The organism is Burkholderia ubonensis (genome assembly GCF_902833085.1).
In the GTDB taxonomy this organism is placed as follows: domain Bacteria; phylum Pseudomonadota; class Gammaproteobacteria; order Burkholderiales; family Burkholderiaceae; genus Burkholderia; species Burkholderia ubonensis.
The window spans coordinates 482,343-496,837 of record NZ_CADFEB010000005.1 but is presented as its reverse complement, the minus strand read 5'-3'; the positions used below and the strand labels follow the sequence as shown (position 1 = coordinate 496,837).

The window sequence follows — 14,495 nt, the reverse complement described above, 5'->3', positions numbered from 1 at the left end:
CCGAAGGTCGCCCGATGCCGGCGGCTACCCCTGCGCGCCGAGACGAAACACGCTGCGCAGCTCGTCGTGGTTGTGGACGTCGAGCTTGCGATAGATCTTGCGGACGTGATCGACGACGGTGCTGTCGCGCAACGCGAGGCAGCGCGCGATCTCGCTGTGCGAGCGGCCGAGCACGAGCTGCGTGCAGAGTTCGCGCTGGCGTTCGGTGAGGCCGAACCGGAAGCCGAGCCGCTCGATCTCCAGTTCGAGCGGCGGGAAGTGCTCGATGTAGATCACGATCGCGAATTCGCGTTGCATCGCGCCGGCGTCGGCGAAGCGATACGCCTTGAAGCGGAAGCGGCCCGCAGTGGTGCGGCGCTCCAGCGTGGCGGGCGGCGCGGGGTGGCCTCGCCAGATCCGGCTGACGTTCGTCAGCAGCGGCGCGAGCCAGTCCGGCACGCGGTCGTCGCGGTAGAACGCGAGCGGCTCGCCGGTCGCAAGCGCCAGCATCCGGAAGCTGTCCGCGTTGTGCAGCAGGATCCGGCCGGTCTCGTCGACCACCACGATCGCGGACAGGCTGCCTTCCGCTTCATGCAGCGGCGCCTGCACGGGGCGCGACAACGCATGCGCGAGATGCCGTGCGAACGGTTCGAGGTCGCGGTGATTCCGGTCGGAGAACGGCGGGCTGCCCGGCGAGCGGGACAGCTGCAGGCTGCCCCAGCCGCGCGTGCCGTCGGTCGCGGTCAGCTCGAGACAGTGCCGCATCGACACCGGCTGCCACAGGTCCGCATACATGGCGCTCGACAGCAGCGCGCCGTCGTAGCGCGCGCTGTTGTCGAAGCCGCGTCCGCGACGCATCGCGTCCGAGAACGTGACGCCGAGCACATCCTGTTGCGGGGTGTTGTGCACGTTCGCGAAGTAGGCGGGCAGCACCGTGTAGACCGCATCGTTTTCGCTGTACACGTCGGTCAGCACATGGCATTCGTCGGCGTAGAAGAACATCCCCCAGTCGGCGCCGACGATCTGCCGTGCCGCTTCAATCACATGAGGAATGACGAGGCGCGGCTCGACGCCCAGCGAACACAGTCGTCGAATGTGACCTGCAAGCGCGGCGTGCTTGTCAGACATGAAGACGTTCCCCGAGTGCATGACGGACCTGCTCGCGGCGGTATCGCGACGCGGGCGGCGCGAGCCTGTTGCGCGATGTGTCGAGCTTAGGCCGACAAGATGACAAATCGCGCAATTGCCCCCTTTCAAGGGGGCGTCAAGCGCACGCGCGATTCCTATCATTGCCCCATTCCTGCCGTACGACCGATGCTTGCACGCCGTCGCGCACGACGCGAAAGAGGAGTCCGAAGCAATGCGGGAACGACGGGAAGATTCGATTCGCGATGTGGCGAGAGGCGCGAACAGGACGACACGAAACGCGCGATGCGGCCGCGACGCGGTGTTGCGCATGCCGATGCGCTGGCCCGGGGAATTCATAGGGGGAATGCCGGAAAAATACGACGAAGCCTCGGACGCGCGAGCCGGTCGCAAAGCAATGAGGCGGACGTCGAAGCGCGCGGACAGCGAACACCAGCGCTGCCCGCGTCGAACAGATCGCATTGCTGCTTCATGTGAGGTGCCACGATGAAGACCGTATTCAAGGCGGCGTTGGCCGCAGTCTGCGTGCTGGGCGCGGTGGGGCTCGCCCGGGCGCAGGAGGGAAGCGCACCGGCGTCGCCGTCCGACGCCGCGATCAGCGCGACGGCAGTGGGCAGCATGCCCGCCGCCGGTACGCAGGCGGGCAGCCCGGCCGGCCTGACTCGGGCGCAGGTCAAGCAGGACCTGCTGCGCGCGCAGAAATCGGGTGAACTGGAACGCCTGAACCAGCTCTACCAGGGCGGTCAATAGTCACCGCAGCCAGGCGACGCAGGCGGTTGCGTCTCCAGGCTGCGCCGACGGGGCAACGCGCGGCGATGCGGTGCGATTATGCGATGCCGCACGCCGCGCATCGTCATAAAAGGGGGAAGAACGGCGCACGCGCCGGCGCAGCACAATCCCGTCGCCTATGCAATATCGAGCATTCTCTCGAAGGGCCTGTCATACGCGCGTCACCCTGCTAGAATTCGGCTGCCGCATTGTTTCGATTGACCAATGAGATTGCTTGACGCCCTGGTCGAACAGCGTATTGCCGCCGCCGCCGCGCGGGGCGCGTTCGACGATTTGCCGGGTACCGGCGCGCCACAGGCGCTGGACGACGACCTGCTCGTACCCGAGGAGGTGCGGGTGGCCAACCGTATCCTGAAGAACGCGGGCTTCGTGCCGCCAGCCGTCGAGCAACTGCGCGCGCTGCGCAACCTGCAGGACGAACTGCGCGCGGTCAGCGACCGCGCGGCGCGTTGCCAACTGCAGGCAAAGATGCTGGCGCTCGACATGGCGCTCGAATCGCTGCGCGGCGGCCCGATGACGGTGCCCCGCGAATACTGCCGCCGCATCGCCGAACGCCTGTGCGAGCGCGGGCTCGACGACGACGGGCCTGCGGAAGCGGGGCCGATGTGACGCCCGACGTGCTGCCGGGCGCGCCTGCCGAACCCACGACCGATTCTCCCGCACCCGCCGCCGTGCCGGTGTCGGCGCGCGACACGCATTTCATGCGGCTCGCGCAGGCCGCCGCCGAACAGGCGCGTGCAGCCGGCGAAGTGCCGGTGGGCGCGGTGCTGGTGCGCGGCGACGAAGTGATCGCGCGCGGCTTCAATCACCCGATCGGCGGGCACGATCCGTCGGCCCATGCCGAAATGGCCGCGCTGCGGATGGCGGCCCAGCATCTGCAGAACTACCGGATGCCCGGCTGCGAGCTGTACGTGACGCTCGAGCCGTGCCTGATGTGCGCGGGCGCGATCATGCACGCGCGGATCGCGCGCGTCGTGTACGGCGCGGCGGATCCGAAGACGGGCGCATGCGGCAGCGTGATCGACGCGTTCGCGAATCCGCAGCTCAATCACCACACCGAAGTCGTCGGCGGCGTGCTGGCCGACGAGTGCGGCGCGGCGCTGAAGTCGTTCTTCGCCGAGCGCCGCCGCGCGCTGCGCGAGGCGCGCATCGCCCGCGACCAGGCGTCCGGCACGTCGTGAACCCGGCGCGGTTCGGGCCCTCTAAGCTGGTTTGATCACCGACACGTCCTGACCATGTCCGCTTCGTCCACTGCATCCTATTCGATCCGCCTGCTGGCGCCGTCCGGCTATCCGCACGATCCCGACGCGATCAATCGCGCGCTCGAGCGCCTGAGCAATGCGAAGCACCGCATCGAGAACATCGAGGTGACGCAGCGGCGCTACCAGCGTTTCGGCGGCACCGACGGCGAACGGGCGGGGGACCTGAACCGGCTCGCCGATCCCGCGCGGCCGCTGCCCGACATCGGGCTCGCGGTGCGCGGCGGCTACGGCGCCGCGCGCATCCTGCACGGGCTCGACTATCGCGGGCTCGAGCACCGGCTGCGCGACCGGCCGATCGCGCTGGTCGGCCACAGCGATTTCACCGCGATCCAGCTCGCGCTGTATGCAAAGGCACGGATCAAGACGTTCGGCGGCCCGATGCTGTCGGCCGACTTCGGCGCGCAGACGTCCAGCGACTTCACGATGAGCCACTTCTGGCGGACGATCACGCAGCCGTCCACGACGATCGTGGCCGACGCGCCGCAGGCGCAGAGCGTCAACGTGTCCGGCACGCTGTGGGGCGGCAACCTCGCGATCCTCACGTCGCTCGTCGGCACGCCGTACATGCCCGACATCGAGGGCGGCATCCTGTTCATCGAGGACGTCAACGAGCAGCCGTTCCGCATCGAGCGGATGATCTACCAGCTGCACCTGTCGGGGCTGCTCGCGCGCCAGCAGGCGCTCGTGCTCGGCCAGTTCACCGGTGCACGGCCGTTCGAATACGACAACGGCTACGACATGCAGGCGATGATCGAGCAGGTGCGCGCGGTGATCGGCATTCCGGTCATCACGGGTCTGCAGTTCGGTCACGTGCCGGACCTGGTGACGCTGCCGTTCGGCGCACGGGCGCAGCTCGTCGCGAACGCGCACGGCTTCCGGCTCACGCTGTCGGACTATCCGCATCTCGGCTGATGCCGGGACGCACGATCGAAAGGGCGGGTTTTCCGCCTTTTTCTTTATGTGATCGCGCAACTAACGGTCAAGCATTCGAGCCCCGCGCAACATGGTGCCGCTTCTGTCGTGCACCAATTTTGTCAACAAAATATCTGGCGCCAATACGGGCAAGGATCGCTGCCTATAGGCGATCCAGGCTTGTCGTGCATGGATTTGACGCGCGTTGCACCATGCCGGTTCACCGCGATGCGCGCCGATTGTGCAAAATCGATGAAAAGAATTGTTGACAATCTTTATGTCCGTTCTACGATGAGGACCATCAGACGATGCAGATCATGAACGAGCCCGAATCCGTCCCGTCCGGCGCGCCCGGACCCGAAGCGATCGCCGAGCGTATCCGGACGGCGATCCTCGAGCATCGGCTCGCGCCCGGCGCGAAGCTGACCGAGGCGCAGCTGTGCGACGTGTTCGGCGTCAAGCGCGGGACGATCCGCCAGGCGCTCGCGCTGCTCGCGACCGACCGGCTGGTCGACCTGGAGCCGAATCGCGGCGCGTTCGTCGCGAGCCCGACGCTGCAGGATGTGCACGAGGTGTTCGAGATGCGCCGGATCATCGAGCTGGCGGTGGTCGAACGGCTCGCGACCGGGCCGGGCGCGAAACGCCTGAAGGGCGTCGCGGCGCTGATCGACAAGGAGCGCAAGGCGTTCGAGCGGCGCGACGTCCCGGCGTGGATCCGCCTGTCGGGCGAGTTCCATACGGCGCTCGCCGCGCTGATGGGCAATGCGACGCTCAGCGCGTGCCTCGACGGCCTCGTCGCGCGCTCGACGCTGATGTCGGCGCTGTACGAATCGCACGGGCGCAGCCCGTGTTCGTTCGACGATCACGGCGCGATCCTCGTCGCGCTGGAAGCGGGGGATGCGAAGCGCGCGGCGGAACTGATGGCGCACCACCTGCAGCACGTCGAGTTGAAAATGCTGGACCGGCCCGCGCCTGGGGCGGTCGATTTGCGCGAAGTGTTCGGCGGCGCCGCGTAAGCGGCGACGGAACCCTGCTTGCGCACCCACTGAACTGAAGCAATGCCGGCCCGCGGCGAGCGCCGCGGCCGCAGGTCCGACCCCGGGGCGACGGCCCGGGGCGATTTCGACGACGATGAAGCGGCCATGCGGCCGCGGTCAAGGAGAGGTCATGGCTCAGTTCAGTGTGGCGCACGACAGCGCATATCCGGCGGAGGGCGGCGGCGAGGAGAGCGGTCCGCCATTGCCGGGCGGTTTCAGCGAACGTCTGTATAACGAAGATTTGGCACCCCTTAAAAATCAGACATGGGGCTCGTACAACATCTTCGCATTCTGGATGTCGGACGTGCACAGCGTCGGCGGCTACGTGTTCGCGGGCAGCCTGTTCGCGCTCGGGCTGACGAGCTGGCAGGTGCTGATCGCGCTGATCGTCGGCATCGGCCTCGTCAACGTGCTGTGCAACCTGATCGCGCGGCCGAGCCAGCAGATCGGCGTGCCGTATCCGGTCGCGTGCCGCGCGACCTTCGGCGTGCTCGGCGCGAACGTGCCGGCCGTGATCCGCGGGCTGATCGCGATCGCGTGGTACGGGATCCAGACCTATCTCGCGTCGAGCGCGCTCGTGATCGTCGTGCTGAAGTTCTTCCCGCAGTGGCTGCCGTATGCGGACGTGCACCACTACGGCTTTCTCGGGCTGTCGGCGGTCGGCTGGGCGGGCTTCATGCTGCTGTGGGTGCTGCAGGCGTTCGTGTTCTGGAACGGGATGGAGACGATCAAGAAGTTCATCGACTTCGCGGGCCCGGCCGTCTACGTCGTGATGTTCATCCTCGCCGGCTACATGGTGTGGCGCGCGGGCTGGCGCAACATCGGCATCAATCTCGGCGGCGTCAGGTATCACGGCGCCGAGGTGATTCCGGTGATGATCACCGCGATCTCGCTCGTCGTGTCGTACTTCTCCGGGCCGATGCTGAATTTCGGCGACTTCTCGCGCTATTGCCGGAGCTTCGGCGACGTGAAGCGCGGCAACTTCTGGGGGCTGCCGGTCAACTTCCTCGCGTTCTCGCTCGTCACGGTGATCACGACCGCCGCGACGCTGCCGGTGTTCGGCGAGCTGATCACCGATCCGGTCGAGACGGTCGGGCGCATCGATCATCCGACCGCGGTGATCCTCGGCGCGCTGACGTTCACGATCGCGACGATCGGCATCAACATCGTCGCGAACTTCGTGTCGCCCGCGTTCGACTTCTCGAACGTCGCGCCGCGGCTCATCAGCTGGCGTGCGGGCGGGATGCTCGCGGCGGTCGCGTCGATCTTCATCACGCCGTGGAACCTGTTCAACAACCCGGCCGTGATCCATTACACGCTCGACGTGCTCGGCGCGTTCATCGGCCCGCTGTACGGCGTGCTGATCGCCGACTTCTACCTCGTCAAGCGCGGCCGGCTCGTGCGCGACGACCTGTACACGATGTCCGAGCGCGGCGCGTACTGGTACACGGGCGGCGTCAACCGCCGCGCGCTCGCCGCGCTGCTGCCGGCCGCGCTGATCGCGATCGCCTGCGTGATGATGCCGGGCTGGCAGGGTGTCGCGAACTTCTCGTGGTTCATCGGCGCGGCGCTCGGGTTCGCGTTCTACCGCCTGCTGGCGAACGGCAAGGCCTGAGGAGCGCGCGATGAAGATCAAGCTGATCAATCCGAACACGACGCGGTGGATGACCGACGCGATGGGCCGCTGCGCGCGCGAGGTCGCGGGCGCCGGCACCGCGGTGGTGGCGGTCAGCCCGCCGCTGGGCCCGCCGTCGATCGAAGGCTATTACGACGAGGCGCTCGCGACGCCAGGGCTCTTGGCCGAGATCGCGCAGGGCGAGCGCGACGGCTTCGACGCATACGTGATCGCGTGCTTCGGCGATCCGGGGCTGTACGCGGCGCGCGAGCTCGCGCGCGGGCCCGTGATCGGCATCGCCGAGGCGGCGATGCATGCGGCGAGCGTGCTCGCGCCCGGCTTCTCGGTCGTCACGACGCTCGCGCGCACCTGCGGGATGGCGTGGCATCTCGCCGAGCGCTACGGGATGAAGCGGTTCTGCCGCAACGTGCGCGCGACCGACGTCGCGGTGCTCGAACTCGACCGCCCCGGCTCGGCAGCGCGCCGGATCATCGTCGACGAATGCCGGCGCGCGCTCGACGAGGACGGCGCCGACGCGATCGTGCTCGGCTGCGCGGGGATGGCCGAATTCGCGCACGAGATCGAGCAGCAGATCGGCGCGCCGGTGGTCGAAGGCGTCACGGCGGCGGTGAAGTGGGCCGAGGCGCTCGTCGCGCTGCGGCTCGCGACCGCGAAGCGCGGCGACTACGCCCGCCCGCTGCCGAAGCGCTACGACGGCGAGTTCGCGCGCTTCAGCCCGCCCGGGGACGCGGCGGACCCGGCGCCGGGCCGGCCGGACGCCGCCGCGCCGCAGGCGGACGCCGCCGCTTTGCCGCACCCGCACATACACACCGTCTGACACGCACTATCTGCGCCGCTGTATGGGCGCATATGGGCGTTTTCGCTACACTGGGCCATCGTTCGCATCGGCTCGCGGGGGCGCCGCGCAGCCGGTGCGGGCGCGGCGGCCCGTCGGCCGGGCCGATCGATACCCATCATTCAGCAAGCTATCGTCGCACATCGAACCATGTCACTCGATCCCAACTATCCACGCGATCTGATCGGCTACGGCCGCCATCCGGTGCAGGCGAACTGGCCCGGGCGGGCGCGCATCGCGGTGCAGTTCGTGCTGAACTACGAAGAGGGCGGCGAGAACTGCGTGCTGCACGGCGACCCCGGCTCCGAGCAGTTCCTGTCGGAAATCGTCGGCGCGGCCGCGTATCCGGACCGCCACATGAGCATGGAGTCGATCTACGAATACGGGTCGCGGGCCGGCGTGTGGCGCATCCTGCGCGAATTCGAGAAGCGCGGCCTGCCGCTGACCGTGTTCGGCGTCGGCATGGCGATCGAGCGGCATCCGGAGCTTGCGCGCGCGTTCGTCGAGCTCGGCCACGAAATCGCGTGCCACGGCTGGCGCTGGATCCACTACCAGAGCATGACGCCCGAGCTCGAGGCCGAGCACATGCGGCTCGGCATGGAGGCGATCGAGCGCGTGACCGGCGAGCGGCCGCTCGGCTGGTACACCGGCCGCGACAGCCCGAACACGCATCGGCTCGTCGCCGAATACGGCGGCTTCCTGTACGACTCGGACTACTACGGCGACGACCTGCCGTTCTGGATGGACGTCGCCGTGTCGGGCGGCGGCACGACGCCGCAGCTGATCGTGCCGTACACGCTCGACACCAACGACATGCGCTTCGCGACGCCGCAGGGCTTCAACACCGCCGATCACTTCTTCCATTACCTGCGCGACGCGTTCGACGTGCTGTACGAGGAGGGCGACGAGGCGCCGAAGATGCTGTCGATCGGCATGCACTGCCGGCTGCTCGGCCGGCCGGGCCGGTTCCGCGCGCTGCAGCGGTTCCTCGACCACATCGAGCAGCATGATCGCGTATGGGTGACGCGGCGTGTCGACATCGCGCGTCACTGGCGTGAACATCATCCGTATCAGCCCAATCAACGGAACGAAGGAAAGGCATGAAGGCGATGCGTTACACGTTGGAGCAACTGAACACGATGGCGCCGGGCGCATTCGTCGCGGCGCTGTCCGGGATCTTCGAGCATTCGCCGTGGGTCGCCGAGGCAGCCGCGGGTGCGCGGCCGTATGCGAGCATCGACGCGCTGCACGAGACGATGTCGGGCGCGGTGGAGGCGGCGGGCGAAGTACGCCAGCTCGCGCTGATCAACGCGCACCCGGAGCTCGCGGGCAAGGCCGCGGTGCGCGGCGAGCTGACCGCCGAATCGACGCGCGAGCAGAGCGGCGCGGGCCTCGACCAGTGCACGCAGGAAGAATTCGACAAGCTGCTGACGCTGAACCGCACCTATCGCGAGAAGTTCGGCTTCCCGTTCATCCTCGCGGTGCGCGGCTACGATCGGCACGGCATCATCGCGAACTTCGAATCGCGCGTGAATCATTCGCGCACCGAAGAGCTGCGCGCGAGCCTCGACCAGATCTACCGGATCGCGCGCTTCCGGCTCGACGACCTGATCGACGCGTGACACCACAATACGGCCTGCTGCATCGCAGCGGCCGCTTCGCAATACTGACAAGGACATACCATGGCAATCCCGCTTCTCGACCCTGACGCACCCGACTTCACGCGGCGCTACGTGAATCTCGCCGACCCGCGTCTCGGTGCGCAGGCGCTCGAGGCCAGCGACGACTTCTTCGCGCCGAAGGAGCGCATGCTGAACCCCGAGCCGGCGGTGTTCATCCCCGGCAAGTACGACGACCACGGCAAGTGGATGGACGGCTGGGAAACGCGCCGCAAGCGCACCACCGGCTACGACTGGTGCATCGTCAAGCTCGCGCGCCCGGGCGTGATCAAGGGCTTCGACATCGACACGAGCCACTTCACCGGCAACTTCCCGCCGGCCGCGTCGATCGAGGCCGCGCACGTGGCCGACGGCGCGCCGACGCAGGCGACCGAGTGGGTCGAGATCGTGCCCGCGACGACGCTGCAGGGCAACAGCCACCACTACGTCGAGGCGAGCGACGCACGTGCGTTTACGCACCTGCGCGTGAACATCTACCCGGACGGCGGCATCGCGCGCCTGCGCGTGTACGGCCAGCCGCAGCTCGACTGGGCCGGCGCGAGCGCGACCGAGCTGTTCGATCTCGCGGCGACGGAAAACGGCGGCTACGTGGTCGCCGCGAACAACCAGCACTTCGGCCTCGCGTCGAACCTGCTTCTGCCGGGCCGCGGCGTGAACATGGGCGACGGCTGGGAAACCCGCCGCCGCCGCGAGCCGGGCAACGACTGGGCGATCGTCGCGCTCGCACAGCCGGGCGTGATCCGCAAGATCGAAGTCGACACCGCGTTCTTCAAGGGCAACTATCCGGACCGCTGCTCGATCCAGGCCGCGTACGTGACGGGCGGCACCGACAGCTCGCTGATCACGCAGTCGATGTTCTGGCCGGTGCTGCTCGGCGAGCAGAAGCTGCAGATGGACAAGCAGCACTATTTCGAGCAGGAGATCGCGTCGCTCGGCCCGGTCACGCACGTGCGCCTGAACATCATTCCGGACGGCGGCGTGTCGCGCCTGCGCCTCTTCGGGACGCTCGACAAATGAAGACGCTCGTCATCGAACCGCTGACCAGGGAAGCGTTCGCGCCGTTCGGCGACGTGATCGAGACGGAGGGGGCGAAGCAGATCCCGATCAACCTCGGCACGACGATCCGCTTTCACGATCTCGCGAAGGTCGACGTGACCGACGAAGACGGCCGCACGCTCGTCAACCTGTTCCGCGGCCAGCCGCGCACGCTGCCGTTCGAGGTGAAGATGCTCGAGCGGCATCCGCTCGGCAGCCAGGCGTTCGTGCCGCTGAACGACCAGCCGTACCTCGTCGTCGTCGCGCCGGCCGGCGACCTCGACCCGGCGAAGATCCGCGCGTTCGTGACGAGCGGCTGGCAGGGCGTCAACTATGCGAAGGGCGTGTGGCATCACCCGCTGATCGCGCTCGGCGGCATCAGCGACTTCATCGTCGTCGATCGCGGCGGCGACGGCCTGAACCTCAACGAGCAGGACCTCCAGGAATCGCTGTGGCTCACCGACGAGGCGCTGCACGCGCTGACGGCCTGAGTCACCGGCATTTCCGCCGGCGACTGTCGAAACCCGCGCACGTTGCGCGGGTTTTTTTCTTGTGCGGCCGTATCGGCGCGATTCAGGCCGCCGCGGCCTTGCGCGCATCGCGCGCACCGTTGCCGTCGCGACGGCGGTTCGCGACCGGCGCATGCTGCGCCATCAGCTCGGCGATCCAGTCGATGAAGGCGCGCAGCTTCGCGCTGACGTGACGGTTCGGCGGGAACACGACATACATCGGCATCGGGTCGAGCCGCCGTCGTTCGAACAGCGGCACCAGATCGCCGCGCGCGCGATGCGCGGCAGCCATGTAGTCGGGCAGCCACAGAATGCCGAGCCCGGCGAGGCCGGCTTCGAGGTATGCATTGCCGTCGTCGACCGCGAGCACGTAGCGCCCGCGCACGTCGACGCGCTCGCCGTCGCATTCCATCGCGAACGGCAACGCCTTGCCGGTACGCGCCCACAGGAAGCCGACGATCCGGTGGTGCGTGTCGTCCAGTTCGCCGGGATGGGACGGCGTGCCGGCGCGCGCGAGATAGGCGGGCGACGCATATACGCCGAGCCGCAGGTCGCCGACGCGGCGCGCGACCAGCGAACGGTCGGTCGGCTCGCCGCCGCGCACGACGCAGTCGACGTTCTCGGCGACCACGTCCACCACGCGGTCGCTCACGCCCATATCGAGCTGGATGTCCGGATAACGCGCGTGGAATGCCGGCAGCGCGGGGATCAGGATCAGGCGCGCGAACGGGCTCGGCACGTCCACGCGCAGCCGTCCCCGCGGTGCCGCGGACGCCGCGGACAAGCTCGTTTCGGCATCGTCCATGTCGGCCAGCAGCCGCACCACGCGCTCGTAGTACGCGGCGCCGTCGGCCGTGACGACGACCTTGCGCGTCGTGCGGTTGAACAGCTTCACGCGCAGCCGCGCTTCGAGCTGCTGCACGAGCTGCGTGACGGTGGTGCGGCTCATGTGCAGCGTCTCGGCCGCCTTCGTGAAGCTGCCGGCTTCCACGACGCGGGCGAACGCCTGCATTGCATCGAATCGATCCATCGGGTCAGGGCTCCACGTCGGTCGGAGATTGTTTGCGGCGCGCAAACAGTGCTGGACAGGGTTGCCGGTTTATCCGCCGCGCTCGTGGGCGAAGCAGCGCTGCTGCAGCCGTAGCGCCGTCGTCGTGCGTGTTATCGTGCCCGCATTGCCACAACCCGACGTCCGGTGCCGGACGTGTTCCTTCGATGAGCCAACCTGAAAACGACCTCGCGGTCCTGCTGCGCACGATGCAGCCCGAGCTGCATCCGGGCGCATTCGCCTTCGTGGCACTGCCGGCCGAAGCAGACGTATCGTTATCCGAAACGATCGCGACGTTCCGCGAAGCGGAAGGGCTGACGGTCGTGGTCGACGAGGCGACAGCCGCGCGCCGCGGCTGGCCCGTGCTGTTTCGCGCCGCATGGATCACGCTGACCGTACATTCCGATCTCGCGGCCGTCGGCCTCACCGCGGCATTCGCGCGGGCGCTCGGTGCGGCCGGCATCAGTTGCAACGTGATGGCCGCCGCGTATCACGATCACATCTTCGTGCCGTTCGACGACGGCCCGCGCGCGCTCGACGCGCTCGTCGCACTGCAGCGCGGCGCGATGCGCGGCTGACGCGCGGTGCATTCGAAGCAGGAAAAAAACGGGCCCGTCACCGGGCCCGCGAACGGAGAGGACTGCGCCGGCAACCGGCGCATGGCGGCTTACTTGACCGCGCCGCCCTCGAACCAGGCGGCGAGCTTCGTGCGCTCGTCGTCGGTCATGTGCGTGACGTTGCCGATCGGCATCGCCTTCAGGCGCACGGCCTGCTCGTAGATGCGCTGCGCGTTCTTCGACACTTCGTCCGGCGTGTCGAACATCACGCCGGCGGGCGCGCTGCCCATCAGCGTCGGCTTCGACGAGTGGCACTCGACGCAGCGCTGCTGCAGGATCGGCATGATGTCGTTGATCACGACCTTCGGCGCGTTCGCGGCCTGGGCTTCCGGTGCGACCGGCTTCGGCGTCGTCCATACCAGCGCGCCTGCCAGCAGCGCGACGCCGCCGATCGGCAGGTACCACAGCTGCTTGCCGCGGTGACGCATCACGAAGAACTGGCGGATCAGCGCGCCGGCCAGCATGATCAGCACGAGCACGACCCAGTTGAACTTGTTCGTGTACGTCATCGCATAGTGGTTCGACAGCATCGCGAACACGACGGGCAGCGTGAAGTACGTGTTGTGCACCGAGCGCTGCTTGCCGCGCTTGCCGTAGATCGGGTTCGGCTCCTCGCCCTTGAGCATCTTGTCGACCATCTTGCGCTGGCCGGGGATGATCACGAAGAACACGTTCGCCGACATGATCGTCGCGAGCATCGCGCCGACGATCAGGTAGGCGGCACGGCCCGCGAAGATGTGGCACGCGAGGTATGCGGCGGCGACCACGTAGATGCCGACGCAGATGCCGAGCACGCGATCGTTGGTGCCGAGGATGCGGCACAGCGAGTCGTAGACGATCCAGCCGGCCATCAGGAAGCCGAGCGCGGACGCGACGGCGACCACCGGGCCCATGTCGAGCACGCTCTTGTCGATCAGGTACGTGTTCGGCGCGAGCAGGTACAGCACGAAGAACAGCGAGAAGCCCGACAGCCAGGTCGTGTACGACGGCCACTTCGACCAGTGCAGGTCATCCGGCATTTCCGGCGGGGCGACCGTGTATTTCTGCATGTTGTAGAAACCGCCGCCGTGGACGTGCCACAGCTCGCCGAACACGCCGCGCTTGCGCTGGTTCGGGTCGGTCGGCGGTTTCAGGCTGTTGTCGAGCGCGACGAAGTAGAACGACTCGCCGATCCACGCAATGGCGACGATGACGTGCAGCCATCGCAGCGCGAGGTTCAGCCAGTCGGTGATGAAGCCTTCCATGAAACTCCTCCAGACTCAGATCGTTGTCTTGTTGCGGGCGGCCGATACGGTGTCAGCTGCCGCGATAGGTGCTGTACGACCACGGCGACACGAGCAGCGGCACGTGGTAGTGCGCGCCCGGGTCGGCGATGCCGAAGCGCAGCACGACGCGATCGACGAAACGGGGTTCGGGCACCTTCACGCCGAGCGATGCGAAGTAGTCGCCGGCATGGAACACAAGTTCGTATTCGCCGGCGGCGAGCGCGTCGCCTTCGAGCAGCGGCGCGTCGCAGCGGCCGTCGCTATTGGTCAGCACGGTCTTGATCGCGCGGCGCGATTCGCCGTCCAGCGCGTAGAGGTCCACCTTGAGCGCGGCGCCGGGACGACCGTGGGCCGTATCGAGTACGTGGGTAGTGAGCTTTCCCATTCGTTGTGTCCTTGTGTGAATGCGAGGTTCGGCGGCGACTCGATCCATTGACTGTGCGGCGGATCGAGGCTCCACGTCACGTGGCTACATACCCGTCGGCGAGATTGAAGCGAGCGCCGTGCAGGCATTGTAAGAACGTTCGCCATGCAAAACCGCGAGCGATAGCAAAGATAATGCGCCGCGCATGAGCGGCTGTCGACGGCGCGAAAAACGCCATTCCAGCGCCGCTTCAACGCCGTTCCCGCGCGCAGCCGGACGCCTCCGCGCACCCGGCTGCGCACGTACCATATCGGAATCGTAAACCTGGGTATTCGGGATCGCGCATTGTGTGCCGCACGCGCATGCGCGATCCTCCCGCCGT

16 protein-coding genes are annotated in these 14,495 nt (G+C 67.7%); 12 read left to right on the top strand and 4 right to left on the bottom strand.

Annotated features, from left to right (window positions below):
- Window positions 1–24: 24 nt before the first annotated feature.
- Window positions 25–1,107, bottom strand: coding sequence for a helix-turn-helix transcriptional regulator (locus HWX31_RS16725; RefSeq protein WP_174962030.1), 1,083 nt, complete (start codon window positions 1,105–1,107; stop codon window positions 25–27).
- A gap of 504 nt (window positions 1,108–1,611) precedes the next feature.
- Here HWX31_RS16725 and HWX31_RS16720 point away from each other — a divergent pair.
- From HWX31_RS16720 to HWX31_RS16670, 11 genes are all read left to right on the top strand, one after another.
- Complete coding sequence (locus HWX31_RS16720) at window positions 1,612–1,875, top strand: DUF4148 domain-containing protein (protein ID WP_174962032.1); 264 nt, start codon at window positions 1,612–1,614, stop codon at window positions 1,873–1,875.
- A 243-nt stretch (window positions 1,876–2,118) separates the two neighbouring features.
- Window positions 2,119–2,523, top strand: coding sequence for a DnaJ family domain-containing protein (locus HWX31_RS16715; protein ID WP_084903687.1), 405 nt, complete (start codon window positions 2,119–2,121; stop codon window positions 2,521–2,523).
- Entirely contained in the window at window positions 2,520–3,095 is a 576-nt protein-coding gene (gene tadA, locus HWX31_RS16710) for a tRNA adenosine(34) deaminase TadA (protein ID WP_174962034.1), read from the top strand. Before HWX31_RS16715 ends, tadA begins: the two co-directional genes overlap by 4 nt.
- Before the next feature lie 54 nt (window positions 3,096–3,149).
- Window positions 3,150–4,088, top strand: a complete 939-nt coding sequence (ldcA, locus tag HWX31_RS16705; protein WP_174962036.1) for a muramoyltetrapeptide carboxypeptidase — start codon at window positions 3,150–3,152, stop codon at window positions 4,086–4,088.
- A gap of 308 nt (window positions 4,089–4,396) precedes the next feature.
- Window positions 4,397–5,104: a GntR family transcriptional regulator gene (locus HWX31_RS16700; RefSeq protein WP_059609130.1), complete on the top strand. Its 708-nt coding sequence runs from the start codon at window positions 4,397–4,399 to the stop codon at window positions 5,102–5,104.
- Window positions 5,105–5,255: 151 nt separating this feature from the next.
- Entirely contained in the window at window positions 5,256–6,740 is a 1,485-nt protein-coding gene (locus HWX31_RS16695; protein WP_174962039.1) for an NCS1 family nucleobase:cation symporter-1, read from the top strand.
- 10 nt (window positions 6,741–6,750) lie between these two features.
- A complete protein-coding gene (locus HWX31_RS16690) occupies window positions 6,751–7,578 on the top strand; it encodes an aspartate/glutamate racemase family protein (protein WP_174962041.1) in 828 nt (275 codons plus the stop codon).
- A gap of 168 nt (window positions 7,579–7,746) precedes the next feature.
- The gene (gene puuE / locus HWX31_RS16685) at window positions 7,747–8,700 is read left to right on the top strand and encodes an allantoinase PuuE (protein ID WP_059624444.1); all 954 of its coding nucleotides are present in this window, start codon (window positions 7,747–7,749) and stop codon (window positions 8,698–8,700) included.
- Window positions 8,697–9,218 (top strand): 2-oxo-4-hydroxy-4-carboxy-5-ureidoimidazoline decarboxylase, encoded by a 522-nt coding sequence (gene uraD, locus HWX31_RS16680; RefSeq protein ID WP_060269000.1) that lies wholly within the window; start codon window positions 8,697–8,699, stop codon window positions 9,216–9,218. The genes puuE and uraD overlap by 4 nt, the downstream gene beginning before the upstream one ends.
- A 60-nt stretch (window positions 9,219–9,278) precedes the next feature.
- Window positions 9,279–10,292 (top strand): allantoicase, encoded by a 1,014-nt coding sequence (gene alc, locus HWX31_RS16675; protein WP_174962043.1) that lies wholly within the window; start codon window positions 9,279–9,281, stop codon window positions 10,290–10,292.
- Window positions 10,289–10,801, top strand: coding sequence for an ureidoglycolate lyase (locus HWX31_RS16670; protein ID WP_174962045.1), 513 nt, complete (start codon window positions 10,289–10,291; stop codon window positions 10,799–10,801). Before alc ends, HWX31_RS16670 begins: the two co-directional genes overlap by 4 nt.
- 82 nt (window positions 10,802–10,883) lie before the next feature.
- Here the strand turns inward: HWX31_RS16670 and HWX31_RS16665 are convergent, their stop codons facing one another.
- The gene (locus HWX31_RS16665) at window positions 10,884–11,849 is read right to left on the bottom strand and encodes a LysR family transcriptional regulator (RefSeq protein WP_174962047.1); all 966 of its coding nucleotides are present in this window, start codon (window positions 11,847–11,849) and stop codon (window positions 10,884–10,886) included.
- Window positions 11,850–12,034: 185 nt separating this feature from the next.
- On the opposite strand from HWX31_RS16665, the gene HWX31_RS16660 reads away from it, so the two are divergent.
- Window positions 12,035–12,445, top strand: coding sequence for an ACT domain-containing protein (locus HWX31_RS16660; RefSeq protein WP_174962050.1), 411 nt, complete (start codon window positions 12,035–12,037; stop codon window positions 12,443–12,445).
- A gap of 89 nt (window positions 12,446–12,534) precedes the next feature.
- Here the strand turns inward: HWX31_RS16660 and HWX31_RS16655 are convergent, their stop codons facing one another.
- On the bottom strand, window positions 12,535–13,728 hold the full coding sequence (locus HWX31_RS16655; protein WP_174962052.1) for a urate hydroxylase PuuD: 1,194 nt from the start codon (window positions 13,726–13,728) through the stop codon (window positions 12,535–12,537).
- A 52-nt stretch (window positions 13,729–13,780) separates the two neighbouring features.
- On the bottom strand, window positions 13,781–14,134 hold the full coding sequence (gene uraH, locus HWX31_RS16650) for a hydroxyisourate hydrolase (protein WP_010092108.1): 354 nt from the start codon (window positions 14,132–14,134) through the stop codon (window positions 13,781–13,783).
- Between the last annotated feature and the right edge of the window lie 361 nt (window positions 14,135–14,495).

Bases quoted from the DNA above. Each gene is read 5' to 3' on its own strand.
- HWX31_RS16725 (WP_174962030.1), bottom strand. From the start codon at position 1,107: ATGTCTGACAAGCACGCCGCGCTTGCAGGTCACATTCGACGACTGTGT.
- HWX31_RS16720 (WP_174962032.1), top strand. From the start codon at position 1,612: ATGAAGACCGTATTCAAGGCGGCGTTGGCCGCAGTCTGCGTGCTGGGC.
- HWX31_RS16715 (WP_084903687.1), top strand. From the start codon at position 2,119: ATGAGATTGCTTGACGCCCTGGTCGAACAGCGTATTGCCGCCGCCGCC.
- ldcA (WP_174962036.1), top strand. From the start codon at position 3,150: ATGTCCGCTTCGTCCACTGCATCCTATTCGATCCGCCTGCTGGCGCCG.
- HWX31_RS16700 (WP_059609130.1), top strand. From the start codon at position 4,397: ATGCAGATCATGAACGAGCCCGAATCCGTCCCGTCCGGCGCGCCCGGA.
- HWX31_RS16695 (WP_174962039.1), top strand. From the start codon at position 5,256: ATGGCTCAGTTCAGTGTGGCGCACGACAGCGCATATCCGGCGGAGGGC.
- HWX31_RS16690 (WP_174962041.1), top strand. From the start codon at position 6,751: ATGAAGATCAAGCTGATCAATCCGAACACGACGCGGTGGATGACCGAC.
- puuE (WP_059624444.1), top strand. From the start codon at position 7,747: ATGTCACTCGATCCCAACTATCCACGCGATCTGATCGGCTACGGCCGC.
- uraD (WP_060269000.1), top strand. From the start codon at position 8,697: ATGAAGGCGATGCGTTACACGTTGGAGCAACTGAACACGATGGCGCCG.
- alc (WP_174962043.1), top strand. From the start codon at position 9,279: ATGGCAATCCCGCTTCTCGACCCTGACGCACCCGACTTCACGCGGCGC.
- HWX31_RS16670 (WP_174962045.1), top strand. From the start codon at position 10,289: ATGAAGACGCTCGTCATCGAACCGCTGACCAGGGAAGCGTTCGCGCCG.
- HWX31_RS16665 (WP_174962047.1), bottom strand. From the start codon at position 11,849: ATGGATCGATTCGATGCAATGCAGGCGTTCGCCCGCGTCGTGGAAGCC.
- HWX31_RS16660 (WP_174962050.1), top strand. From the start codon at position 12,035: ATGAGCCAACCTGAAAACGACCTCGCGGTCCTGCTGCGCACGATGCAG.
- HWX31_RS16655 (WP_174962052.1), bottom strand. From the start codon at position 13,728: ATGGAAGGCTTCATCACCGACTGGCTGAACCTCGCGCTGCGATGGCTG.
- uraH (WP_010092108.1), bottom strand. From the start codon at position 14,134: ATGGGAAAGCTCACTACCCACGTACTCGATACGGCCCACGGTCGTCCC.